General features: G+C 43.0%; 22 protein-coding genes and 1 pseudogene. 19 read left to right on the top strand and 4 right to left on the bottom strand.

The window, feature by feature from the left end; all coding sequences use genetic code 11:
- Window positions 1-26 precede the first annotated feature (26 nt).
- The 3 genes from CVD28_RS26960 to CVD28_RS26950 are packed head-to-tail and all read left to right on the top strand — an operon-like array spanning window position 27 to window position 3,163.
- Window positions 27-2,387 (top strand): AAA family ATPase, encoded by a 2,361-nt coding sequence (locus tag CVD28_RS26960; protein ID WP_101597746.1) that lies wholly within the window; start codon window positions 27-29, stop codon window positions 2,385-2,387.
- Complete coding sequence (locus tag CVD28_RS26955; RefSeq protein WP_101597745.1) at window positions 2,388-2,810, top strand: acyl-CoA thioesterase; 423 nt, start codon at window positions 2,388-2,390, stop codon at window positions 2,808-2,810.
- A gap of 41 nt (window positions 2,811-2,851) precedes the next feature.
- The gene (locus CVD28_RS26950) at window positions 2,852-3,163 is read left to right on the top strand and encodes a hypothetical protein (protein ID WP_101597744.1); all 312 of its coding nucleotides are present in this window, start codon (window positions 2,852-2,854) and stop codon (window positions 3,161-3,163) included.
- 29 nt (window positions 3,164-3,192) lie between these two features.
- Here the strand turns inward: CVD28_RS26950 and CVD28_RS26945 are convergent, their stop codons facing one another.
- From CVD28_RS26945 to plsY, 3 genes are all read right to left on the bottom strand, one after another.
- Window positions 3,193-3,489 (bottom strand): HesB/YadR/YfhF family protein, encoded by a 297-nt coding sequence (locus tag CVD28_RS26945; RefSeq protein WP_101597743.1) that lies wholly within the window; start codon window positions 3,487-3,489, stop codon window positions 3,193-3,195.
- A 100-nt stretch (window positions 3,490-3,589) separates the two neighbouring features.
- A complete protein-coding gene (locus CVD28_RS26940; RefSeq protein WP_180954332.1) occupies window positions 3,590-4,414 on the bottom strand; it encodes a CPBP family intramembrane glutamic endopeptidase in 825 nt (274 codons plus the stop codon).
- Between the two features lie 556 nt (window positions 4,415-4,970).
- The gene (gene plsY / locus CVD28_RS26935) at window positions 4,971-5,579 is read right to left on the bottom strand and encodes a glycerol-3-phosphate 1-O-acyltransferase PlsY (RefSeq protein WP_101597741.1); all 609 of its coding nucleotides are present in this window, start codon (window positions 5,577-5,579) and stop codon (window positions 4,971-4,973) included.
- Window positions 5,580-5,661: 82 nt separating this feature from the next.
- On the opposite strand from plsY, the gene CVD28_RS26930 reads away from it, so the two are divergent.
- The 4 genes from CVD28_RS26930 to parC all read left to right on the top strand — a co-directional run bounded on the left by CVD28_RS26930 (window position 5,662) and on the right by parC (window position 12,306).
- Window positions 5,662-6,945 (top strand): purine/pyrimidine permease, encoded by a 1,284-nt coding sequence (locus tag CVD28_RS26930; protein WP_101597740.1) that lies wholly within the window; start codon window positions 5,662-5,664, stop codon window positions 6,943-6,945.
- Window positions 6,946-7,065: 120 nt separating this feature from the next.
- Entirely contained in the window at window positions 7,066-7,476 is a 411-nt protein-coding gene (locus CVD28_RS26925) for a CoA-binding protein (protein WP_101597739.1), read from the top strand.
- Window positions 7,477-7,880: 404 nt separating this feature from the next.
- A complete protein-coding gene (gene parE / locus CVD28_RS26920) occupies window positions 7,881-9,872 on the top strand; it encodes a DNA topoisomerase IV subunit B (protein WP_101597738.1) in 1,992 nt (663 codons plus the stop codon).
- Window positions 9,859-12,306 carry a DNA topoisomerase IV subunit A gene (gene parC / locus CVD28_RS26915; protein ID WP_101597737.1) on the top strand — a complete coding sequence of 816 codons (2,448 nt, stop codon included), beginning with the start codon at window positions 9,859-9,861 and terminating at the stop codon, window positions 12,304-12,306. Before parE ends, parC begins: the two co-directional genes overlap by 14 nt.
- A gap of 365 nt (window positions 12,307-12,671) precedes the next feature.
- On the opposite strand, the gene CVD28_RS26910 is transcribed toward parC, so the two are convergent.
- The gene (locus CVD28_RS26910; RefSeq protein WP_101597736.1) at window positions 12,672-14,036 is read right to left on the bottom strand and encodes an amino acid permease; all 1,365 of its coding nucleotides are present in this window, start codon (window positions 14,034-14,036) and stop codon (window positions 12,672-12,674) included.
- A gap of 283 nt (window positions 14,037-14,319) precedes the next feature.
- Here CVD28_RS26910 and CVD28_RS26905 point away from each other — a divergent pair, with 283 nt between their 5' ends.
- The 12 genes and pseudogenes from CVD28_RS26905 to CVD28_RS26850 all read left to right on the top strand — a co-directional run bounded on the left by CVD28_RS26905 (window position 14,320) and on the right by CVD28_RS26850 (window position 25,717).
- Window positions 14,320-15,681, top strand: coding sequence for a cytochrome ubiquinol oxidase subunit I (locus CVD28_RS26905; protein WP_101597757.1), 1,362 nt, complete (start codon window positions 14,320-14,322; stop codon window positions 15,679-15,681).
- A 15-nt stretch (window positions 15,682-15,696) separates the two neighbouring features.
- Complete coding sequence (locus CVD28_RS26900; protein WP_101597735.1) at window positions 15,697-16,740, top strand: cytochrome d ubiquinol oxidase subunit II; 1,044 nt, start codon at window positions 15,697-15,699, stop codon at window positions 16,738-16,740.
- A 107-nt stretch (window positions 16,741-16,847) separates the two neighbouring features.
- Window positions 16,848-17,600 (top strand): hypothetical protein, encoded by a 753-nt coding sequence (locus CVD28_RS26895; RefSeq protein WP_101597734.1) that lies wholly within the window; start codon window positions 16,848-16,850, stop codon window positions 17,598-17,600.
- An 81-nt stretch (window positions 17,601-17,681) separates the two neighbouring features.
- A complete protein-coding gene (locus tag CVD28_RS26890; protein WP_101597733.1) occupies window positions 17,682-18,152 on the top strand; it encodes a staygreen family protein in 471 nt (156 codons plus the stop codon).
- 133 nt (window positions 18,153-18,285) lie between these two features.
- Window positions 18,286-18,693, top strand: a complete 408-nt coding sequence (locus tag CVD28_RS26885; RefSeq protein WP_101597732.1) for a PH domain-containing protein — start codon at window positions 18,286-18,288, stop codon at window positions 18,691-18,693.
- Between the two features lie 54 nt (window positions 18,694-18,747).
- Complete coding sequence (locus CVD28_RS26880) at window positions 18,748-19,461, top strand: TetR/AcrR family transcriptional regulator (protein WP_101597731.1); 714 nt, start codon at window positions 18,748-18,750, stop codon at window positions 19,459-19,461.
- Between the two features lie 58 nt (window positions 19,462-19,519).
- Window positions 19,520-20,662, top strand: coding sequence for an acyl-CoA dehydrogenase (locus tag CVD28_RS26875; protein ID WP_101597730.1), 1,143 nt, complete (start codon window positions 19,520-19,522; stop codon window positions 20,660-20,662).
- Between the two features lie 90 nt (window positions 20,663-20,752).
- Window positions 20,753-22,399: an AMP-binding protein gene (locus CVD28_RS26870; protein ID WP_101597729.1), complete on the top strand. Its 1,647-nt coding sequence runs from the start codon at window positions 20,753-20,755 to the stop codon at window positions 22,397-22,399.
- A gap of 12 nt (window positions 22,400-22,411) precedes the next feature.
- Complete coding sequence (locus CVD28_RS26865) at window positions 22,412-23,767, top strand: acetyl-CoA carboxylase biotin carboxylase subunit (protein WP_101597728.1); 1,356 nt, start codon at window positions 22,412-22,414, stop codon at window positions 23,765-23,767.
- Window positions 23,768-23,785: 18 nt separating this feature from the next.
- Entirely contained in the window at window positions 23,786-23,998 is a 213-nt protein-coding gene (locus CVD28_RS26860) for an acetyl-CoA carboxylase biotin carboxyl carrier protein subunit (RefSeq protein WP_101597727.1), read from the top strand.
- 10 nt (window positions 23,999-24,008) lie between these two features.
- A pseudogene (locus CVD28_RS26855) lies at window positions 24,009-24,909 on the top strand (hydroxymethylglutaryl-CoA lyase).
- A gap of 25 nt (window positions 24,910-24,934) precedes the next feature.
- On the top strand, window positions 24,935-25,717 hold the full coding sequence (locus CVD28_RS26850) for an enoyl-CoA hydratase (RefSeq protein WP_101597726.1): 783 nt from the start codon (window positions 24,935-24,937) through the stop codon (window positions 25,715-25,717).
- The last annotated feature ends 18 nt before the right edge of the window (window positions 25,718-25,735 follow it).

Below are 25,735 nucleotides of genomic sequence, written 5' to 3'. Positions count from 1 at the left end.
ATGCAATGGAAGAAGTGAACAAATAAATGAAAGAACGCAGCTTACATATCTCTTCAGAAGAATTGCTAAAGGAGACGGAAACTGATTTATCCTTAACAGGAACCAATGTCAATCCAGGCCGTTTGATTGAAGCTATTATTAATATAGAAAATGATCTGAGCATGGAAGAGGCAGAAAGAAATATTCGAAAGGCTGAGCTATACAGTCTCCTTGCGTTATCGCGCAAGCACACAAGCGGGGAAGATTCGATTTATGAGTCCTGGCTGAGCGAAGCTTTAAAAGCCAATCCAGCAAATCAAAGAGCGAATGATTTGTTCGCTCAATCTAACTGGAAAAGGTACGCTGCCCTTTTTGACGACTTAGAATTTCCACCTATACGGGAAACGGATAACCGGCCAGCGAAGAAGAAAATAGCCGATCAATATATATCACTCACAAAGGATTATTTGAACCGGCTTGAGGATGTTCAGGATGAAATGTTCAAAAGCAGGGAAATGGCAGCAGCAATACACAATAAGGAATTAGACGATAAATATCTTCAATTAATGTCAGACATTGAGCAAATGAAGAATGAGCTGTCACTATTATTAAAAGCAGCTTTGGAGTACCAAGAATCAATTACTGGTGTATTCTATACTTCTACTCACTTTGAAAACGTTAAGATTCAATTAGAAAAAGTTCTTCACCTTAAAAAAGAATGGGAAGAAATTCATCAAACCACAGAAAACCAGGAAACAAAAACAGAATCAGCCCTGAATGAATTAAACAGGATGATAGGTCTGACAGAAGTAAAGAGAAGGGTTAATGACTATTATCATTTTTTACAATACGAAAAAAAGAGAAAAGCTCTTGGTTTTAAGACGAGGGATGAACAAAGCCTTAATATTGTATTAACGGGGAATCCGGGAACCGGAAAAACCACGCTGGCTCGGCTGCTCGCGAAGATTTATCATGAGCTGGGTGTACTTCCAAGGGAGGATGTTCTTGAAGTTGATCGCTCCCAGCTGATTGGTGCTTACGTTGGGCAGACGGAAGAAAATGTAAGGGAAATTATAGGGCGGTCATTAGGCGGTGTTTTGTTTATCGATGAAGCATACAGTCTTAAGAGATCCGGACAAGCAGGGAATGATTATGGCCAAACGGCGATTGATACGCTTGTATCATTGATGACAAATCAGGCATATTCCGGGAAATTTGCTGTTATCCTTGCTGGATATCCGGATGAAATGAGACAGTTCCTTGATGCAAATCCTGGACTTCGCAGCAGATTTCCTAGTGCTAATCACATACATTTGCCGGATTATTCTACTGAGGAATTAATGCAAATTGCTGAAAAAACAGCAGCAGACAACGACTATATCTTAACCCAGGATGCTTTGCGGGCTATTGAAAAACAAATAGATAAGGAACGGGTGGATGAAACGTTTGGCAATGCCAGGGCAGTCCGCTCGATTATTACAGAGGCAATTTTCAACAAAGGTTCCAATGCTGACCTCTCAGATACTGGAAAGTTTCCATTTACAATGCTTGAAGGAAAGGACTTTAATCGAAAAGAAGAAGTCAGCGGGCGTTCTCCGATTCAAAGGCTTGAAGAACTTGTCGGCCTTAAAGAGATTAAAAATGAGGTAAAAGCGTTAAGATCCTTTGTAAATATCCAGCAAATTAGAAGGAAAAAGGGATTGCCCTCGATGCCAATTCAGCTGCATGCCGTGTTTACCGGCAATCCAGGCACTGGAAAAACAACGGTTGCCAAACTTTATTCAGAAATACTCAAAGAATGCGGCATATTGAAAAGGGGACACCTCGTTATCGCAAGCAGGGTGGACTTTGTGGCAGGATTTGTCGGTCAAACTGCGATTAAAACAAAGAAAAAGATTCGGGAATCACTTGGAGGCGTTCTTTTCATCGATGAAGCGTACTCTCTTTTAAGCCAATCAGGAGGCGATTTCGGCAAGGAAGCGGTTGACACACTTGTTGAGGAAATGACGAAGCATAATGAGAACCTGATCGTTATTCTTGCCGGATACACAGACGAAATGAATAGCCTGTTAGAAAGTAATCCAGGACTTCGGTCGCGTTTCAAAAAATATTTGATCTTTACCGACTACACTGCAGATGAAATGCTGGAAATAATGGAGCGGTATGGAGAAACCTATCAATATTCGTTAGATGAAGAAGCGAAAGTCTGGTTAAAGAATTATTTGGAGAGACGAAGTGTGAAAGGGAATGGCCGATATGCAACCAATGTAATCAATGAAGCCATCCAGCATCAGGCCTTCCGTTTAATGGAAAAGGGTACGGACATGATAGTCGATGATATGTTGCTTGAGATTCAAAAGGAAGATATACAATCTGCAGTTGAAAAGCTGGAAAGAGGGGAATTTTAGGTGCTGATATCAGAAAGAAAAGTGGAGGTCCGCTATGCGGAAACAGATCAAATGGGTGTTGTCTACCATGCTAATTATTTGGTTTGGATGGAACTCGGCAGGACTCAGCTAATTAATGATCTAGGCTTCAATTATGCTAGCCTGGAGGAAGACGGTATCATTTCGCCGGTCATTGATATCCAGGCTTCCTATAAGAAGCCGGTAAGGTATGGGGAAGAAGCAATGATCAAGACATGGATAGAAGCATATGACGGCTTCCGAGTAACCTATGGATATGAAATTATGACTCAAGCAGGGGAACTTTCGGTTCAAGGGACTTCTGTTCATGTTTGTGTAAAAAAGGATACATTCCGCCCCATTTCTTTTAGGCGTGCTTATCCGAATTGGCATGATGCCTATGAAAAGAGTAAGAAAACTGAATAACATTGTTAAAAGGAATTTAACAAAGCAGGGTAGGGATAAATTTGGCATTCGGAATAAAGCGGGAAGATATTGAAAACTGGAAAAGGAAAATAGACCGGGGAGAAATAGCCTTCTTGACTCATTATTGGCTGGATCCCCGTTTTCCCGGCTGCAAAACAATCACCAAGGCAGGCTGTAAGGATCTTTCCAGGCTGGCAGAATGGGGAAGGCAATATGGGTTAGAAAAAGAATGGATACATATCCGAAAAGAGGGGTACTCCCATTTCGATCTGTTAGGTGAGAAGCAGCGGGAAATCTTAAAATTCGAAGGAATTAAAGAAAGATTAGTTGAGGAAACAGCTGAATATGAATGAAAACCTTGCCCGCTGGCAAGGTTTTTATCTTATTGCAGTTTTTGATAATCAAATACCGGTTCATCATATTTTTCGCTATAAGCTATATGGAGATCATGACCGTCAAAATACCATATATCATTTTCCTCTATAAAAAACGAAATACCGCGGGAAACAGTTTTTGCACCAGCCTTTACGGGGTGGTCTTTATTAATCCCTAAAGAAAAACCGCTTTGAACGGGACTGGAGCCGCCATATCTTACAAATAAACGTACGGAATCGCCCTCGTGCAAGTTTAATTCACGCTCATACCATTCAGTTGCCTGTTCAGAGATCGAAATGTTCATGTAAATCCCCTTCCGTATTATCCTCTGCTTTTATCAGTATAAAATAAAAGCGTTATAGATGCGAATATACAGCACTACTGATGAAGGAAGCCTCAATGTACTAATATCCTAAAAAAATGATGCCGCCCCAAGCCATAAGCAGGCTGATAACGAAGTGCCATATCAAGGAGGGGAGAATGCTTTTTGTTTTTATTGCAAGGACTGCATATAAAAGTCCGCTGATAGCAAAAAGGAGTGAAAAAGGCAGTGTAAACCCTAAAGTAATATGGCTCAGCCCAAAGCCAAGACTTGTGGCAGCCACTGCCCAGCGAACTCCGATTACTTCCTTAAATCCGTATAAAAGAAGGCCTCGCCATAAAAACTCCTCCAGGAATGCATTAACGAAAGCAAACGAAAGTCCTGCTAGGAGGAAGTTTCCTTGCAAATTTCCAATATTATTTTTAAGCAGCGGAACAAAACAGACGATAGTTAAGGTAATGGCCCAAATCAGGAAATGCTTTAACTTGAGGGTACGAAGCCGAAATACAGTCCATGGAGCCACAACAGGAAGATTCCAGTCAGGTGATGTAAAGCCCAGGGACATTTGCTGTTTAAAGGATTTCATAATGACAAAAACAGGAACAGCGTAGCAAATTAGCATAAGCCTGTTCAGCACCACTTTCATGGCTGTCCCGGCCGAAGTAAAATCTGTAAATTTAACACAATACAAATAGGCAAGGTCGCCCAAGGAAAAAGCAACTATCATCCAAATAAAATAGCGGTCGTATTCCTTTAGGAATGGGAGTATCAGCATACTGATTCCCATAAAAGCAAATCCAATAGAAAATCGCTGCAATTGATTGAATAAAATAATGAATATAAACATGGCAAGCAATATTGCCCGTAAATGGGTAAGCCTAATTGTATCTTCCCCAAAAATCCTCATCTCTTTATCACCTTTTTCAAATTTCCTTATCCGACGGCAAGATTTGTTTAAATACACAAGTCTTTGCCTCAGTATGATAGGCGAGTGTACCGGCATAATGGCCGGCAAAACCGCTTACATCACGATGTACATCTTTTGAAAGGCCATTTGTTAATTCATTAGCGTTCTCTGAAAATAGCTGAACAGAAAATAGTTAAAAATAGAACAAACTGCAATTATGGCGATTGTCGTGGAAAGGACTTCAGCGATTAATTTTGTATTCAAGGACATAAACAAACCCCTTTCTGTATTCTGAAAAAAATAAATAACCTCCTGAAAAACATAGGCCTTTTTTCTCATTATAAAGAAGAGGGGCGAAATAATTTTTCACAATTACGACATCTTTTCAACAATTCTTCTAATGCCAGAGCATGTTTCACAAATGGGAAAGCGAATCGCCTGGAACGGAGATCAACAGCCCAAATCAAAAAATAACTGCAGTCAAACTTGATGAAATCGAGTTTGACTGCAGTCTGACACCCTTTCAATAGAGAGGGTGTTATTTGCTATGTAATATTTACTCCCTCTTTTTTCGGGGTGACAGCCATTTTATCTTAGGTTCTGTTTTATTTTTAATTCGGCTGATATTTGCCCGGTGGCGGTAGATGATAAAAGTCGCCATAACCAGCAGGACTATTAGCAGAGGGATGTCTTCATGGTTTGTGGCAAGCGTATACACGACGGCAAATACCGCAGTAATCATCGATGCAAGTGAAACATATTTTGTAATGAAGAGTCCAAGAGCAAATACAAGGAATACCAGCAAGAACAGCATTGGAGCGTACCCAAGCAAAACTCCTCCCGAGGTTGCCACTGCCTTTCCGCCGCGGAAGCCCGCGAAGATTGGAAACATATGGCCGATAACACTGAACACACCAGCCAATAGCGGATGAATGTCCGCACCTAGCCAAATGGGAACAAGAGTAGCCAGCGTACCTTTCAAAACATCCATCAGCGTTACAGCGATGCCAGCCTTTACCCCCAGCGTCCGAAAAGTATTGGTTCCGCCCAGGTTGCCGCTGCCGTGTTCCCGGATGTCTTTTTTATAAAATACCTTGCCAATAATAAGTCCAGAAGGAATTGAGCCTATCAGGTATGATAGAATTAATGAGATAATTATATTCATAAAATTGCCCTTTCTAAAACAGCTAAAAGTTTCTCTTCATTTTAACATGAGTTGGACAAAAAGCCATTAGGGAGATTATATTATGAAAAATTTATTTGGTGCCGTCCAATGGGCGGCTTTCATGATTGCTTCATCGATCGTAGCCCCAATTGCCGTCGCTGATTTATTTCAGCTAAGTCAAGCAGATTCCGCGGCCTTTGTCCAGAGGACGATTATGGTTCTCGGAATTGCAGGGATCATCCAGATTACTGTGGGTCACAAACTGCCAATAAATGAAGGTCCTGCAGGGCTTTGGTGGGGTGTCTTTGCTTTATATGCGGGATTTGGAGCTGCCCTTTTTGGGTCTGCATCCAACACGCTTCAGGCTCTGCAGGGAGCATTGCTTGCGAGCGGTATGTTATTTGTTCTGTTAAGCCTGTTGGGCATTATCACCCGGATAAGCCGATTGTTTACTCCTGTGGTAACAGGTATTTATTTGCTGCTGCTAGTTTTGCAGTTAAGCAAGTCGTTTATTGGCGGAATGCTGGGGGTCGGCTATCTTAAAGAAGGAATCGATATAAAAGTTGCAGCTCTTAGTTTTGCTGTTGTTTTAGTTACCTTTTATTTTACCAGACATAAAAATGGAATTATACGCCAATATGCTATATTGCTTTCATTAGTCTCTGGTTGGCTGCTGTTTATCCTTGCCGGAGCGGGTAAAACCATTTCTTTATCTGCAGGAAAACTCTTTTCCTTTCCAGAAATCTTCGTTTTTGGACCTCCTGTCTTTGAACCGGGTATGATTGCTGCTTCAGCCTTTGTAACATTATTATTGTTAACTAATATGATTGCGAGCGTTCAGGTGGTTGAAAACGTTTTAAACTCTGCTGGAAGGGTCGAGATGAAGACGGTTAGCCTGAAACGGGCCGGAATTGCTACAGGAATCAATCAGGTCTTCGGAGGCCTGTTTAGCGCAGTGGGGCCTGTGCCCATTTCAGGCGCTGCAGGGTTTATTTCATCAACCGGATTTACAGCACGGCTCCCGTTCATTTTCGGCAGTCTGCTTGTAATAATATTAAGCTTTTTTCCGTTTATGATGAAGTTTTTTTCAGCTATTCCAGTTCCGGTTGGATATGCAGTAACTTTCGTCATTTTTACAAATATCATTGGACTTGCGTTTAAGGAGTTTGATAAAGAAATCGAGTCAGACAGGATTCGAACTGTAATCGCCATTTCTCTTTTTTGTGGGGTAGGGGTGATGTTTTTGCAGCCCGAAGCATTTGCCGGTATGCCTGTGATAATAACATCGATACTAAATAATGGGCTGATTCTTGGAAGCGTCGTAGCGATTATTACTGACCGGTTCACTAGCAGATTAAAAGCATGAAGACAATCGGTATTTGAATTCTTTTTCTCTTAAAGGAATTTGGAGTTTAACGTTTAAATTTAAGATAGTGGGTATAAATATTATCAGGTGCAAAAGAAAACATTACAAGGAGGGTTCTGTATGATTGAAAATCTAGGCAGAGATGAAATAAGGGAAATCCTAAAAAAAGCAAAAAGGATAGCGGTAGTTGGTTTATCTGACAATCCAGAACGTACTTCCTACATGGTTTCCCAGGCGATGCAGGCGAACGGCTATGAAATTATTCCGGTTAACCCTTCAATTCAGGAAGTCCTCGGAGTAAAAGCTGTTTCTTCCTTGAAAGATATTGAAGGACATGTCGATATTGTGAATGTTTTCCGCCGGTCAGAATACCTTGCCGAAGTTGCTGAGGAGTTTGTTCAAATCGACGCCGATATTTTCTGGGCCCAGCTTGGCTTGCAGGATGAAGCTGTTTTTACATACCTGAAAGAGAAGGGCTATGAAGTAATTATGGACCGCTGCATAAAAGTGGAGCATGCTTTAACGAAATAATAGGCTGCTGGCGGTGCAGAATTTTACGGAATTTCACATATCAGTCAGTAAGGAGGAGCGTATTTCACGCTCCTTTACCATCTTTACTCCTTTTAATCTCCATCCTTAATTTCATCGTTTTCGTATGCAGTTCCTCACAGTAATTCTCTTTTTTTTTCGAAAGGTTATTTGCCAAATAAGAAATTATCGCTACAATAAGTCATAGGTGTTTTATGTCCTGCCGCATAAAAAATTGTATATCCAGCTTTAAAATAAGAACATTTGTTCTTTAGGTGAAAATGCCTTATACTTATAAAAGTATGTAAGGCAAGTATTGTTCGGATAAGCATCGGTGCGAGACTGGCAAATATATATTTCCAGTATTGTGTGAATGCTTTGTGCTTGAAACGAAAGGGGATTTTTTAGTGGCTAGAAATGTTAAGCCAATCGATTATAATGACGATGCGATCCAGGTTCTTGAAGGCCTTGAAGCCGTCAGAAAACGCCCGGGCATGTATATCGGCAGTACAGATGTACGCGGGCTTCACCATCTTGTTTATGAAATTGTTGATAATTCCGTTGATGAAGCACTAGCAGGCTTTGGCGACCACATAATTGTAAGGATACATAAAGATAACAGTGTGAGCGTAACTGATAAAGGGCGAGGTATGCCAACAGGTATGCATAAGATGGGGAAACCAACTCCTGAAGTCATTTTAACTATTTTGCATGCTGGGGGGAAATTTGGGCAGGGCGGCTACAAAACGAGCGGCGGTCTGCACGGTGTTGGTGCTTCGGTAGTCAATGCCTTATCAGAATGGCTTATCGTTACAATCAAGCGGGACGGGTTTGTTTACGAACAGCGTTTCCATGAAGGCGGCAAGCCATTAACCACCCTTGAAAAAACCGGAAAAACGAACCAGTCAGGAACGAAAATTCACTTTAAGCCAGATCCGTCAATTTTTTCAACAACAACATATAATTATGAAACCCTGTCTGAACGCCTGCGGGAGTCAGCATTCCTGTTAAAAGGGATGAAGATTGAATTAATTGACGAACGCCATGACCATCAGGATCTTTTTTACTTTGAAAATGGCATAGAAGCCTTCGTAGCCTACCTAAACGAAGAGAAAGACACACTCCATACGGTAGTAAGCTTTGAAGGCGAACAAAACGGAATTGAAATCGACTTTGCCTTTCAATTTAATGACGGCTTTTCCGAGAACGTTCTAAGTTTTGTCAACAATGTCCGCACGAAGGACGGCGGTACCCATGAAGTGGGTGCGAAAACGGCTATGACTCGTGCTTTCAACGAGTATGCCAGAAAAACCGGCCTGTTAAAGGAAAAGGACAAAAACCTTGAAGGATCTGATATTCGTGAAGGTTTATCGGCAATTATATCAGCACGGATTCCAGAGGAATTGCTGCAATTTGAAGGCCAGACAAAAAGCAAGCTCGGGACAAGCGATGCCCGGTCTGCTGTAGATTCGATAGTTTCAGAGCATCTTGCTTACTTCTTTGAAGAAAACCCGGAAACAGGTACCCTCCTGGTTAAGAAATCTATAAAGGCTTTCCAGGCCAGGGAAGCTGCCCGAAAAGCGAGAGAGGAAGCGAGAAGCGGAAAGAAGCGGAAGAAATCGGAAGCTATTCTTTCCGGAAAGCTGACTCCGGCGCAATCACGCAATCCGCAAAGGAATGAATTATACCTTGTTGAGGGAGATTCTGCAGGAGGGTCTGCAAAACAGGGCCGTGACCGCCGATTCCAGGCAGTCCTGCCGCTCAGGGGTAAAGTAATCAATACAGAAAAGGCAAAGCTTCAGGATATCTTTAAGAATGAAGAGATTAATACGATTATCCATGCTGTCGGCGGCGGGGTAGGGCCTGATTTTAACGTAGAGGACATTAATTACGACAAAGTAATTATCATGACAGATGCCGATACGGACGGCGCTCATATCCAGGTGCTGCTGCTGACATTCTTCTATCGCTATATGAAGCCGCTTATTGAAGCAGGGAAGATATATATTGCCCTTCCCCCGCTTTATAAGGTGAGCAAAGGAAGCGGGAAGAAGGAAGTAATTGAGTACAGCTGGAGTGATGATGATCTCCAGGATGTAATCAAAAAAGTCGGTCGCGGTTATATGCTACAGAGATATAAAGGACTTGGAGAAATGAATGCAGACCAATTATGGGAAACCACAATGGATCCGGAAACAAGAACATTAATCCGAGTACGGATTGATGATGCTGCACGTGCGGAGCGCCGCGTTACTACCCTGATGGGCGACAAGGTGGAACCGCGCAGAAAGTGGATTGAATCGAATGTTGCCTTTGGTCTCGAAGAGGATTCGAATATTTTGGATAATGAAAATATTTCGATGATAGAGGAGGTCAACCCAACAGATGTCAGCAACTGAAAAATTTCGTGATTTGCCTCTCGAAGAGGTATTGGGCGACCGTTTTGGCCGCTATAGTAAATATATCATCCAGGACCGCGCGCTTCCTGACGCGCGCGACGGATTGAAGCCTGTTCAGCGGCGTATTTTATTTGCAATGCATGAAGAAGGAAATACGCACGAAAAAGGGTTTAGAAAGTCCGCTAAAACAGTTGGGAATGTAATCGGTAATTTCCACCCTCATGGAGACAGCTCGGTTTATGACGCTATGGTAAGGATGAGCCAGGATTGGAAGCTGCGTAAACTGATGATTGAGATGCATGGAAACAACGGCAGCATCGATGGAGATCCTCCGGCTGCCATGCGTTATACGGAAGCAAGGCTCTCTGCTATAGCTGGAGAAATGCTTAAGGATATTGATAAACGGACGGTTGAGTTTGTCCCTAACTTTGATGATACCTCAAATGAACCAGTTGTCCTTCCAGCACTTTATCCGAATCTGCTTGTGAACGGTTCGACCGGTATTTCCGCAGGCTATGCAACTGAAATTCCGCCTCACCAGATTGGCGAAGTGATTGATGCAGCGATTATGCGTATTGAAAACCCGGCATGTTCAGTCGATGAACTGATGACGGTCATTAAAGGCCCTGATTTTCCTACAGGCGGAATCATTCAGGGTGTCGATGGGATAAAAAAGGCGTATGAAACGGGTAAAGGGAAAATTATTATTCGCGGAAAAGCGGAGATTGAAGACATCCGCGGCGGAAAACAGCAAATCGTAATTACAGAAATTCCATATGAAGTCAATAAAGCCAACCTTGTAAAAAAAATTGATGAGTTCCGCCTTGACCGCAAAGTCGAAGGAATCTCGGAAGTCCGCGATGAAACTGACCGCACAGGTTTGAGGATTGTAATTGAGCTGAAAAAGGATGCAGACGGTACTGGAGTACTGAACTATTTATACAAAAACTCAGACCTTCAAATTCCCTATAACTTTAATATGGTTGCCATCTATAAAAAACGGCCGATGCTGATGGGAATTCAAAAGCTCCTGGATGCCTATATTGGCCACCGCAAGGAAGTTATTATCAACAGGTCACGATATGAGCTGGAAAAGGCTCGTGACCGTTCACATATCGTAGAAGGTTTGATGAAGGCGCTATCGATTTTAGATGAGGTTATCGCCGCCATCCGCGCTTCCAAAGACAAAAGGGATGCTAAGGACAACCTGATTGCCAAGTTTAGTTTTACAGAACCACAGGCTGAAGCCATTGTGTCCCTCCAGCTTTACCGATTGACTAATACAGATATTACTGCGCTCCAGGCAGAAGCTGAAGAGCTGGAAAAGAAAATTGCCGAACTAACTTCCATTCTGGATAGTGAACGGAAACTGCAGAATGTTATAAAAAAAGAATTAAAGGAAGTCAAAAAAGGCTTTAATGATGAGCGCCGTTCACGAATTGAGGACCAAATCGAGGAAATCAAGATCAATCTTGAAGTGCTGATTGCCAGTGAAGATGTACTGGCCACGGTCACGAAAGAAGGCTATGTGAAGCGGACTTCATTGCGTTCATATGCAGCCTCTGGCGGCCAATCATTCGGAATGAAGGAGTCGGACAGGCTTTTAGGACAATTTGAGGTAAACACGACCGATGTGCTTCTGCTGTTTACCAGCAAGGGCAATTATTTATTCTGTCCTGTCCATCAGCTTCCAGATATCCGGTGGAAAGATATTGGACAGCATATAGCCAATATTATTCCAATTGACAGGGATGAACAGATCGTTAAGGCGATTCCAATAAAGGAATTTGATTCCGAACAATATCTGCTCTTTATCACAAAGAACGGCATGGTTAAGAAAACGGAGTTAGCTGCCTATAAAGCACAGCGATATTCGAAGCCATTGGTGGCTGTGAATATAAAGGGAGATGATTCCCTGATCGACGTTCACCTCACAAATGGCAAGTCAGAGTTATTCTTAGCCACATACTTTGGTTATGCATTGTGGTTTGATGAAGAAGAAGTGAGCATAGTTGGTGCCCGTGCCGCCGGGGTAAAAGGAATTAGCCTGAAGGATGGAGACTTTGTCGTCGGCGGGAAAGTCATTGAAGATTCCCAGGCGGAATCAGTTATCATTGCCACACAGCGCGGAGCTGTTAAGAAAATGAAGATGGCTGAATTTGAAAAAGCAAGCAGGGCGAAAAGAGGTCTTGTTATGCTTCGTGAATTGAAATCCAATCCGCACAGAGTTATCGGTGTTATTATGGGCCAAAAGGGCGATACAGTTTTTATTGAGTCAGAAAAGGGTACAATCGAAAGTATACCGGTTGCACAGCTGAAAAACAGCGACCGCTATATGAACGGCTCCTACCTGATTGATGAAGCCGAAAGCGGGAAAGTAATAGAATTGTGGAAAACCGTCCAGGAAATCGAAAACAACCCTGCTGCGGAGTGATATTGATACTAAGAGGCCCTGCCGCAGTTAATAGCGTGCAGGGTTTTTTGTGTGTTTAGGGGAGGATAATATAATGCTTGTCCTTTACTAGAGTCGAGGTATTGAACTGGACTCTTATAGATAAAGAAAAGTCAATTTTGAACATTTTTTATCTAAATATGTACTGAACGCCTTTGGTTTGCACAAATAGAAACGCTGATAAGAGACCAATAAGCGTTCTTTATATTCTGAAAAACATAAATGTCATTTCAACAAGTAATCAGATTGCTGGTTTCATGGAGAATATAATTGAACATAAAAGTAAAAGTACATTTTCTATCATATGCAAAACCCTTGCCATTTCAGGCAAGGGTTATTTGCTTGAGCTATCGCTTATGCAGAGCTTTACTGTAATACACTGCTGTTAATATGATAAACCAGAGCGGGCCGACTATAAGAGCGATCCTTGTATCAGGAACATATGCCATGACAGCGACAACAAAGATGAGAAACAATAATGCTAGGATATTGCTGTATGGGAAGAGCGGCATTTTGTATTCCAGTTTGTCCAATTCTTCAGACGTTAGTCTTTTACGGAATTTCATTTGTGATATTAATATAGTTGCCCAAGTCCAAATAGCCCCAAATGTCGCAATGCTTGTTACCCATGTAAACACCTTTGCCGGAACAATATAGTTCAAGCAAACACCGATCAGCAGCGCACCCGCAGAAGCAAGAACTGCGTTGCCAGGAACACCGTTTTTCGTTATTTTTCCATAGCTTATTGGAGCTTCACCTTGCTCAGCGAGATTGTAAAGCATTCGGCCTGTGCTGAAAATACCGCTGTTACATGAAGAAAGCGCTGCGGTAAGGACAACGAAATTGATGATGCCAGCGGCACCTGGAATGCCGATTTTTTCAAATGTCAATACAAACGGGCTTCCCTGCGAGCCAATTTCATTCCATGGATAAATAGACATAATGACAGTTAGTGAGAGCACATAAAAAATCAATATTCTCCAGAACACTGTATCGATTGCCCGAGAAATGGATTTCTTCGGATTTTTTACTTCTCCAGCCGTGACACCGATCATTTCAATTCCAAGGTAAGCAAACATCACCATTTGCAGTGACATTAGGACACCTGATATGCCATTTGGGAAAAATCCTCCATTATTGACGAGATTGCCAAATCCGGTAGCGGCTCCTCCATTACCCAATCCAAAGAAAATCATTCCGGCCCCAATGACGATCATTGCCACAATGGTTACGATCTTAATGAGCGCAAACCAGAACTCAAGCTCTCCATAGGCTTTGACGGCAAGAAAGTTAACCGAAGTCATGATGACTAAAGCGGCAAGGGCCCACATCCATCGTTCTGTTTCAGGAAACCAGAATTCCATATAAATGCCAACGGCGGTTATTTCAGCCATACAGGTGACGACCCAGAGAAACCAATAATTCCAGCCTGTTAAATAACCTGCCAGCGGGCTTATGAAGTCTCTGGCATAACGGCTAAAGGAACCGGCGACAGGGTTTTTAATCGCCATTTCACCAAGAGCACGCATAATGAAGAAAATGGCCATTCCTCCTAAGGCATAGGCTAAAAGTATGGCGGGGCCTGCCAGCTTAATAGCTGATGCGGAACCGAGAAAGAGCCCAACCCCAATAGCAGCTCCCAGCGACATCAAGGAAATATGCCGTTCCTCCAGCCCTCTGTTCAGCTGTGAGTTTTCATGTTTATTCCCCATCTTTTTTCTTCCTTTCATTTAAGACGGAACCAATTCTTTCCTTCTTTTTTGAACTGTTTTCCGGAAATAATTTTGATGGATCTTTATTTAAAATATTCAACTCATGATAGTATACAGGAATAATTTTGTAAAGAGAGCCGAATTACTCTGGTACCAAAGAAACAGTTAGCTAATGCTATTTGAAGTTTCACTTATGATCTTCAATTTTGTTGACCAAATTATAGATATTTTTTCGGTATATGGTAACGCTAAGAGTTACATAAACAGTGAAAGGATGAAAAAGATGGATCATTTAGTGATTGCCAGGTCGATGTTTGGGACGACCATGGCCTTTCATATTATTTTTGCCACTATTGGCGTCGGGCTTCCGATGATGATGCTGGCTGCCGAATTACTGTATCAAAAAACAAAGGACCGCGACTATGCGGTCATGGCAAACAGATGGACGAAGGCATTTGCCGTGCTGCTAGGGGTCGGCATTCCGACCGGTACAATCGCTGGAGTACAGTTGTCTTTACTGTGGCCGGGATTCATGGAAGTCATCGGGCGGGTAATGGCGCTGCCGTTCCAGATTGAAATCTACGCCTTCTTGGTTGAAGCTCTATTTATGTCGATATACGTCTATGCTGCTAATCGGATCTCCTCATGGATGAGGATTGCAGCACTGTCCCTAGTGGCATTTGGTGCCCTTGCTTCTGCCGTACTGATTACTAATGTCCATGCTTTCCAGGGGACACCGGCAGGTTTTAGGATGGAAAATGGCCAGATTGTCGATGTCGACCCGTGGGCGGCGTTCTTTAATCCGAGTTTTCTAGATTCCGCCCTCCATGTTTCGTTTTCTGCTTATACGGTGGGTGCTTTTGTCATTGCGTCCGTCTCGGCTTATAAAATGCTAAAAAAAGGCATCAGTACCCGTGTCTATGATTTTCATAAAAAAGCGCTCATGCTCAGCCTTGTCCTTGGATTGATTTTCTCTCTCGCAACAGCTTTGAACGGACATGAAACAACACAAATGCTTCATGAGAGGCAGCCTGAGAAGCTAGCTGCTGCAGAAGGACTTTTTGAAACTCAGACACATGCGCCGCTGACGATTGGCGGTTTTACGGACAAGGAAACGCAGGAAGTGAAATGGGGGATTGAGATTCCCTGGGCTTTAAGCTTTCTGTCAGGGAACAGCTTCGATACCAAGGTGGTTGGGCTGAATGATTTTCCTGAGGAATACTGGCCTCCCCTATTTGTTCACACACTGTTTAATGCCATGGTTTTAATGGGGACATTCCTGATTTTCCTGTCTGCTGCCGGAATCTTCTGGAGGAAGTTTTTAAAGAAGGATCACTTTCCAAAACTATTTATGTGGGCTTTTATCCTGTCTGGTCCGCTTTCAGTCATCAGCATTGAATGTGGCTGGATTTTTGCGTGCACGGGCCGCCAGCCCTGGAATATCTACCATATTCTATCGACAAAGGAATCGGTAACGACCGCTGGTAATCTGGGGTTGCTGTTTATTTTATTCGTGATTGTCTATCTAATTCTTGCAGCCTCAGTCGTTTTTGTACTGCTCTATTATTTCAAACGTCATACAGTTAGTGATGATTTGGCCAAAGATGAAAAAAATGGACCGTTTTCAATTGATTCAAACTCATAAGGAGGCAGATAGGATATGTCAGATGCACTACTGGCCGTTACAGTGCTATGGGGATTTGTTTTCATCTACTCGGTTATGGCAACCATGGACTTTGGGGCCGGATTTTGGTCCATGTTTTATCTTAATAAAACCAAAACCAAGGCAACGAATATTGCCAACCGGTATTTATCACCGACATGGGAAGTAACAAACACATTCATTGTGGCCCTGGTCGTTGCTGTTTACAGCATGTTTCCAGGTGCCGCCTATACTCTTGGTACCATCCTGCTGGTACCTGGCAGTGCGATTCTGCTTCTGCTTACACTGCGAAGTGCATTTTTGGTTTTTTCCCATACGGCTGAGGATTACAAGAAGGGCCTAACATATATTTCAGGGATAGCCGGCATAATAATTCCCGGGCTGCTGATCAGTGTTCTTCCGATTACACACGGCGGTTTTGTCGAACGGATTGATGGCGCCCATACCTTGAACATGGCAAAACTGTTTACAAGCCCTAACGAGTATGCGTTCATTGCTTTTGCTGTGAGCAGCACACTGTTTTTGTCATCATTGTTGCTTTCGGATTACTCAAAAACGTCTAATGCTCCAGAAGCGTATCGGGTGTATCGAAGAGATGCCATGATCCTTGGCCCTGTATCGATACTGATGGCTTTTACGATCATGCTGACACTGCAGCGGGAAGCAAGGTGGCTTTTTGATCGGATGATGGATGATTTACCGCTGCTCCTTGTATCACTCGGTTTTTTTGTGGTTAGCGGCATAGCGCTTTTTCTGCCCTCATTAACAAAAACAGACGTAAGAGGGATGCCGCGGTTAGCCGTAGTGGCTGTCTGCATCCAATACTTAATTGCAAGCTATGTGTATGGAAAAGCGCATTTGCCTTATATGGTATATCCGGATGTAACGATCCAGTCCGGGTTTACTGACCCGGCTTCGTTTCGCGCTGTGTTTGCAACTTATGTAGTTGGCTTTGCCATTTTGTTCCCAGGTTTCGTTTATTTTTGGAGTCTATTTATGCATGACAAAAAATATTTGCGGCAGAGGCAAACCACTAAATAATATTGCAGCTCTTTCCCTGGGAACAGTCGGTATTTCATAAATCATGCCTTAGGGCATGATGCGAATGAATAGATGGGAGCTATTGTGGAAAGGGAAGTGAAGATTATATGAAAAAAATAATTCTGATATCTGTTTATTTGTTTATCACTGTCATTTCAGTTATTGGGCTGCAGCATGTAAAAGCGGCGAACGAACAGGACTCCAAAGTAATTCCTATCAAAACTTTGAAAAAAGACGTAACAGGCGATAATCGGCGGGAAAAGATTTCTCTGGTTGGAGTGCCTTATGAAGATAACAACTCCTTTTTTAAAAACATTTATCTTATTGTGAAGGAGAAAAACGGCAGGAAAGTAAAGGTTCCGCTAGAGGGCGGATATGAACCGAAAATAAACTTTGCAGATTTTAATCATGATAGGATAAAGGATGTTTTAGTAACAGTCAGTACAGGCGGAAGCGGAGGACTAATTAGCAGCTATGTGTATTCCTTTGCGGGAGGACGTACAAAAAATCTTACCGTCCCTCCGCCGGTGTCTGTTACTGCCCAGTTTGAGGAAGATTATAAAGCTTCCATTGCAGTAGGAGGAAAAAAACCGGTAACAATAGATGTGAGCAGCAGGAAAGAAGATTATGCCAGGCTGGGTTTATACAACAAAGGAAAGCTGAATGAACCTACAGAATTAATGGTTGACCCTTACTCTGTGATGAAAATTGTCAGGCTGCCAGGAGGAAAAGGGCTAAAAGGGGTCCAGAGGGTAAGCGGAGCCTATCATGCCGATGCACTTGCAGATATTGCATCCGTCTGGTTTTATAAGGATGGAGAGTGGAGAATGGTAAAATCATCTGTAAAACCGCTTGAATAGGGACTTGCTGTAATGGCACAATTTATAGGCTTTTATCATAAGATATAGAAAGAAAATCTGTCGAAGGGAGTTTTTCTTCCTATGTCTAAGCTCAGTCCTGAAAAGCTGTCTGTAATGTATTTTCCGCCTGCAACAGAATGTATGCCCGTTGATGGACGCAAATATACCGTTACACATTCAGATTTGGCGGGAGATCTTTTTCTAAGCATCGGATGCCAGTTTGATTATTCGCGGATTAATGGTGACATGCGAGATGAGTTATTAGCCGAATGGCTGCCTCAAATGGGACAGTATATTTTATCAGGCAAAGTGTATGTAAACGGGGGAGAGTTTGACGAAAATATCACAAAGGTGAGATATTTGATTTTTCGAAAAGAAATGGATTTAGCGCTTCAGGCAATTACACAGGGAGACTTTTTGTTTTTCTCTCATTTTCCGTGGCTGCTGGATAGCCCCATTTGTATACATTTTGAATCAATTTTTCCTGAGTATGATCAAATCCTGCATTTTGGTACGCCGAGGAGGTATCTGAGTACAAATATTAGAGTATAAAAAGCCCTGTCCTGCAGCAGGGCTTTTTAGCATTGACTGAAGGTGTAGCAGCCTGCAAAAAATGTCCTTTTTTGTTGAAGGAGTTCTATTAATATATGGAGAAATATATATTAAGCATAATGGAGGTGAATAAATGAGATTTTACTCAAAAAAAGGAATTATTTTATCAATCATACTCTGGGGAACCGCGGCAGCCATACTTATAACGGGGATTATGGATATTCATGATGAAGGCCTGGGCCCGATTGTCACTGCAGTGTTATTAGCGCTATTCATAGGCTGGATGTGGCTGACAACCTATTATGAAATTATCGGAAATATTCTTCTGGTTTCAGCAGGACCAATTAGGAAACGGATTGATATTTATACAATTCGGTCAATTAGTAAAACACGCAATCCAGTTTCAAGTCCTGCGCTGTCTTTAGACAGAATAGAAGTGGTCTTTAATATGTATGATGCTGTGATCATTTCACCTAAGGATCAAGAAGCGTTTGCCGCTGAATTAAAGAAAATCAATCCAGATATCAGAGTGAACTTATAATGTTGACAAAATTTTGAATAAATTGTTAAAATCTAACTAGCTTCTGCACATAAAATGATTCGAAAGGAGGGAGATATTACGGACCTTAAAGAACGGATTATCGAAACATCGCTGTCTCTTTTTGAGAAAAAGGGCTTTCACGGTGTTACAGTTAACGACATTGTCAGAGAAAGCGGCACCTCCAAAGGTGGTTTTTACCATCACTTTCATTCTAAGGATGAGCTTCTGTATGTCATTCATGATTATTTTATTTCTTATGTTTTAACAAAAGCACAGGAAGCAAACGCAACCAGTCAAAACCCCACTGAAAAACTCCAGAAAATCATAAAATCATTTGTAAAAGTATTCGACCTTTACAAACCGCATCTAACAGTATTTTACCAAGAAAGCACTTATTTGAATCCTCAATATGAAGAAGCAATAAAAGCTAAACGGGATTCCTACAAAAACGTCCTGTTCCAGGTGTTGAGGGAAGGAATGGAATCAGGGGAATTCAGAAATGAATTGCCTGTGGAAATTACCGGTATGAGCATACTGGGTATGGTTAACTGGACCCAAAAATGGTATCGCAAGGAAGGAAAGTATACCATTGAGGAAATTGCCGATATTTATGTGGATCTTGTCCTCCAGTCATTGCTTACAGAAGAAAAAAAGCGCTCCAAAACCAGCCGTGCATACTTTTTATCAGATAGAGAGTCGGCGGTTAAAAGTAAAAGTAAAAGTAAAAGTAATGATTTTTATCCAGGACAGACCAACCAGTCGGTCTAAGGTTGTTTTGATGCGGCAATATGAATGCGCTTACATAAAAATTTTAGGAGGGTATGCAATGGAATTTGCATTAACAAAAGAACAGCAAATGATTAAAGATATGGTAAGTGAGTTTGCCGAAAAAGAAATCAAGCCAATTGCAATCGAGCTGGATGAGAAATCAAGATTTGCGGTGGACGTATTTAAGAAGATGGGAGAGCTTGGGCTGCTCGGAATACCGTTTCCTGAAGAATATGGTGGCAGCGGCGGCGACACGATATCCTATGCAATCGCGGTTGAAGAAATCGGGAAAGCATGCGGCGGCACGGGGTTAAGCTATGCAGCGGCAGTATCGCTTGGATCAAGTCCAATTTATTATTTTGGAACAGAAGAGCAGAAGCAGAAATATCTTGTACCGCTTGCGAAGGGTGAAACGCTGGCTTCTTTTGGCTTAACGGAGCCGAATGCAGGATCAGATGCAGGAGGAACCAGGACCAGAGCTGTACTGGATGGCGAAGAATATGTGATCAATGGAGAGAAGTGCTGGATCACAAACGCCGGGTATGCCCGAACAATCACCGTTACAGCGGTGACCGGCCAAGATGAGAGAGGCAAGAATATTATTTCAGCTTTTATCGTACCTACTGACGCGAAAGGCGTCACCATTAACTGCAATTATGAAAAAATGGGTGTCAGGGCTTCCAATACATGTGAAATCGTTTTAGAGGATGTTAGAATTCCAAAGGAAAATATTCTTGGTGATTCGAAAAAAGGCTTTAAGCAATTTTTATACACTTTGGATGGCGGCCGAATTTCCATAGCAGCACTTGCTGTCGGGCTGGCTCAAGCTGCTTTGGAAAGATCGCTTGCCTTTGCAAAGGAACGAGTCCAATTTGGCAAATCAATTTCAAATTTCCAGGCGATCCAGTTTAAGCTTGCCGATATGGCTATGGAAATTGAATTGGCAAGAAACATGGTATATAAGGCAGCCTGGCTAAAGGATCAGAAGAAGCCATTTACTAAAGAATCTGCCTACGCAAAGCTTTTTGCTTCGGAAATGGCTTTCCGTGCATGCAACCAGGCAATTCAGATCCATGGCGGCTCAGGCTATATGCGAGAATATGAAGTGGAGCGGTACTTAAGGGATGCGAAACTGCTGGAAATCGGAGAAGGAACTTCAGAGATTCAGAGGCTTGTAATTGCAAGGCAGCTGGGCTGCTAAAGGAATACTCTGAACGCACGCAAACAATGAGCCGCAATGAATAGCGTTCACCTATTTTTGTAACTATCACATTCAAATAGGGGGATATCAATGACTGAACTATTGCAGTTGACGGTAGGAAAGCTATTGGAAGAAGTGGCCAGCAAGCAAGGTGACAGGGATGCGGTCGTTTATCATCAGGAAGGTGTGCGATACTCATATACCGAGTTTGAGAAGGTTTGCCGCCAGGCAGCCCGGGGTTTTATGAACCTCGGGATTGAAAAGGGCGACCATATCGCGATCTGGGCAACCAACAAGCCTGAATGGCTCATTTCCCAATTTTCGACCGGAAAGATGGGCGGAGTACTCGTAACTGTCAACACAAACTACCGGGCAAGTGAACTTTTTTACCTCTTGGAGCAGTCTGATTCGTCAACATTAATCTTAATGGAAAAGTTTAAAGATCATTCTTATATAGACACCCTTTATGAGATCGTTCCGGAATTAAAGACTTCCAAGCCGGGAAAATTGCATTCTGAGAAACTGCCAAAATTAAAAAATATCATTGTCCTAGGAGATAAGAAATACCCTGGAACTTTTTCTTGGGATGAATTAATGGCCGGGAGCGCTTCTGTCAGTGAGGAACTGCTTGGCGTGAGGATGGAGAGCCTCCATTTTGACGATGTAATTAATATGCAATATACATCGGGCACAACAGGCTTTCCGAAAGGAGTCATGCTTACACATTCCAATATTGTTAACAATGGCTTTAATATTGCAGCTTGCATGGAGCTGAGCAGTGAAGACAGAATGTGCATTCCGGTCCCGTTTTTCCACTGCTTTGGCTGCGTTCTCGGTACAATGGCCTGTGTTACCGTAGGAGCCACAATGGTTCCGGTCGTTGAATTTAACCCTAAAACTGTTCTGCAGACTGTCCAGGAAGAAAAATGTACAGCGCTCCATGGTGTACCGACTATGTTTATTGCCGAGCTGAATAGCGAAGATTTTGAATCCTATGATTTGCGGACACTCCGTACCGGCATTATGGCTGGCTCCAATTGCCCAATAGAAGTAATGAAAAACGTGGTTGAAAAAATGGGCGCAAGGGAGATCACTATAGCATACGGGCAGACAGAAGCTTCACCTGTAATTACCCAGACCAGGACAGATGATCCGATTGAGCTCCGTGTTTCATCAGTAGGCAGGGCGCTTCCAAACGTGGAAGTTAAGATTGTAGAGCCTGGCAGCAACAGGGAACTGCCGCGAGGACACCAGGGCGAGCTATGCACAAGGGGCTATCAAGTCATGAAGGGCTACTACAAAAACGAGGAAGCCACACGTGAAGCGATCGATTCTGAGGGCTGGCTTCATACAGGGGACCTTGCAGTGATGGATGAAAACGGTTATTGCAAAATTACAGGCAGGCTGAAGGATATGATTATCCGCGGCGGTGAAAAAATCTATCCGCGCGAAATAGAAGAATTCCTGTATCAGCACCCATCAGTTTTGGATGTCCAGGTAATCGGGGTCCCTGATAAAAAATACGGAGAAGAAGTAATGGCCTGGATTATTCCGAAAGAAGGAACAAAACTGTCGCAGGAAGATATCAGATCGTTTTGCGAGGGGGAAATTTCCCGCCATAAAATTCCGCGTTATATCGAATTTACGGATCAGTATCCAATGACAGCTTCAGGTAAAATCCAGAAGTATAAGCTGAAAGAGCAGTCGATAGATTTATTAACCGAAAAAACAAACTAGGGGTGTAAAAGAATGATCGAAAAAATCCTGATTGCCAATCGCGGTGAAATTGCTTCCAGGGTCATCAGAACCTGTAAAAGAATGGGAATCAAGTCAGTGGCTGTTTATTCGGAGGCCGACAGTGAATCTCCTTTTGTTTCAAAGGCGGATGAGTCTTACCTGCTCGGCGGTCCACGTGTTCAGGAAAGCTACCTGAATGCTGATAAGATAATTGAAATTGCCAAAACTGCTGGATGTGATGCTGTTCACCCCGGTTACGGATTTTTAAGCGAAAATGCCGGATTTGCAAGAAGGTGCAAGGAGCTGGGCCTGACTTTTATTGGTCCTTCACCAGAAGTTATCCAGAGCATGGGCAGCAAGGTTGAGGCAAGAAAGACAATGGAATCAGCAGGGCTTCCACTTGTTCCTGGAATCAGCAGGGCATTGAAGGATGTTGACGAAGCAGCCAATGTTGCACAGGAAATCGGCTATCCGATTATGCTTAAGGCATCTTCCGGCGGCGGAGGCATCGGCATGCAGGCAGTCAATAATGAAGAAGAATTGCGCAGGGCCTATGAAGGAAATCAAAAACGGGCACAGATGTTTTTCGGAGATGGGGCGATGTTCCTCGAAAAGCTGATTCAGGAGCCAAGACATATCGAGATTCAGGTTTTGGGCGATGAACACGGAAATGCCGTTTATTTATGGGAACGCGACTGTTCAATTCAACGGCGTCACCAAAAAGTTGTCGAGGAGGCACCTTCACCGTTCTTGGATGAAGCGACCCGTTCAAAGATGGGGGAAGCGGCAGTCGAGGCGGCCAAGGCCATTGGTTACAGCAATGCAGGCACAATTGAATTTTTAGTAGATAGCGAGAAAAATTTCTACTTTCTTGAAATGAATACAAGGCTTCAGGTAGAGCACCCGGTAACAGAAGAAATTACGGGACTGGATTTAGTTGAACAGCAGATCCGGATTGCTTCAGGCGAAAAACTGCGGTTTAGCCAAAAAGACATTACCTTGGACGGGCATGCGATTGAAGTCCGTATTTACGCGGAAGACCCGATAACCTTTTACCCATCTCCCGGAAAAATCACCGGGCTTAAGCTGCCTAGTGGAACAGGGGTCCGGCACGAGCTGGCAATTGGGGAAACTTCGGCAGTTACTCATTTTTACGATCCGATGATCGCGAAATTAGTGGTAAAGGGCGAAAATCGGGAAAGGGCTATTGCTGCCCTGGAAAAAGCTCTGGGAGACTACCGAGTAGAAGGAATCAAAACCAATATTCCGATGCTGCAGAAGGTAGCCGCCCATCCAGCGTTTAAAAATGGAGACACAACTACTGACTTTGTAGAAAAGTATTATAAGCAATCAACCATATCATCTTAGTTTTAGGAGGAATCATAAATGTCTGAAGTAAAAGCAAGCATGGCAGGAAGCGTTTGGAAAATCGTAGTAGCTGAGGGAGACAGTGTGACGAACGGCCAGGATCTCATAATCCTGGAATCAATGAAAATGGAAATTCCGATCGCTGCTGAAGAAGATGGTACTGTTAAGGAGTTAAAAGTAGCTGAAGGAGATTTCGTAAACGAAGGCGATGTTCTCGCCGTGATCGAGTAGGTGACTGATTTTGAAATGGCCGGATTCTATCATAATTAAAGAAGTGGGCCCGCGGACTTCAAAATGAGAAAGAGATTTTAACCACTGAGGATAAAATCGCCTGGATCAATGCCTTATCAGATACTGGAATATCGTACATCGAGATAACCTCGTTTGTTCATCCAAAGTGGATACCCCAGCTGAGCGATTCTGTTAAGGTAGCCAGCGGGATAACAAGGAATCCAAATGTTACTTACGCAGCCCTTGTCCCAAACATGAAGGGGCTTGAAGCAGCGCTTTCTGTTCCGCTTGACGAGGTTTCAGTGTTCATGTCAGCAAGCGAGACCCATAATCTTAAAAATATAAACAAAACGAAAGAACAAACTTACCCGGTTTTGGCTGAAGTTACCCGGGAATCGATTACAGTAGGTAAGTCAGTTAGAGGCTATTTATCTACTGTGTTCGGCTGTCCTTATGAAGGCAAGGTTTCTATTGACCAGATTATCAGGGTAAGTGAGTGATTATTTGACATGGGAATCGGTGAATTGTCACTCGGAGATACAATCGGTGCAGCTAATCCCCGGCAGGTTGAAGAAGTTTTGGAAGCCATGCTTAAACGGTATGGAAGGGAAAAACTAGCCCTTCACTTTCATGATACAAGGGGCATGGCACTTGCCAATGTGTTAAAGGCCTTGGAGTTTGGCATAGAGACATTCGACTCTGCCCTTGGAGGACTTGGCGGATGCCCGTACGCCCCTGGAGCATCCGGGAATGTAGCAACCGATGACCTGGTCCATATGCTTGAAAAGATGAATATCAAAACCGGAATTAATGAGAAAAAACTGCTGGAGGCAGCTTCACTGCTGCAGGAAAAACTAAACACGAAATTGCCGAGCCATCAAATGGCAGTGTACAACATTCCAAGAAACTAGCTGAATTGTCCAGGGAGTGAAATGAATGGATAAGTTAATAGATGTTCATCGGTACGAAGGAGGAATTTTGCTCTTAGTTTTAAATCGTCCACAGGCGGCAAATGCCCTGTCTAAACAATTGCTGAGTGAACTGACAGCAGAAATTGCGAAAATCAGCCTGGATAGCAGTATTCGCTGTGTACTTATTACCGGGACTGGTGAAAAAGCATTTTGTGCCGGTGCAGACTTGAAGGAACGCTTAGAGATGAATGAGGTAGAGGTCAGACAGGCTGTCTCATCTATCCGGGATGCTATCAATGCAGTGGAAAAAATGCCGCAGCCAGTAATAGCAGCCATTAACGGAGCAGCTTTTGGAGGTGGGCTTGAACTGGCGCTTGCGTGTGATATCAGAATTGCGGCCGAACAAGCCAAGATGGGCCTTACAGAAACCTCGCTTGGAATTATTCCGGGAGCTGGGGGAACACAGAGGCTGCCGAGGATTATCGGTGTTTCGGCTGCGAAGGAATTAATCTTTACAGCAAGGCGGCTGTCAGCCCGTGATGCCGAACAATTAGGTATCATCAGCAGAACAGTCCCAGCAGATGAATTGCTTTCCGCTGGATTGGAGCTAGCCAGGGAAATTGTAAAGAATGCTCCTCTTGCGCTTCAGGCTGCGAAGAAAGCAATCAATAACGGAACAGAAACAGACTTGGCTACCGGTTTGCGAATAGAAGAAATGTGCTATGAAACGACTATTCATAGTGAAGACCGAAAAGAGGGGCTTCAAGCTTTTAAAGAAAAAAGAGAGCCGATATATACAGGAAAGTAACAGGGAGGGATAAACAGA

The organism is Bacillus sp. M6-12, assembly GCF_002860285.1.
Classification (GTDB): Bacteria; Bacillota; Bacilli; order Bacillales; family DSM-1321; genus Peribacillus.
The sequence above is the reverse complement of the archived record's forward strand: the minus strand, read 5'-3'. Positions and strand labels throughout refer to the sequence as shown.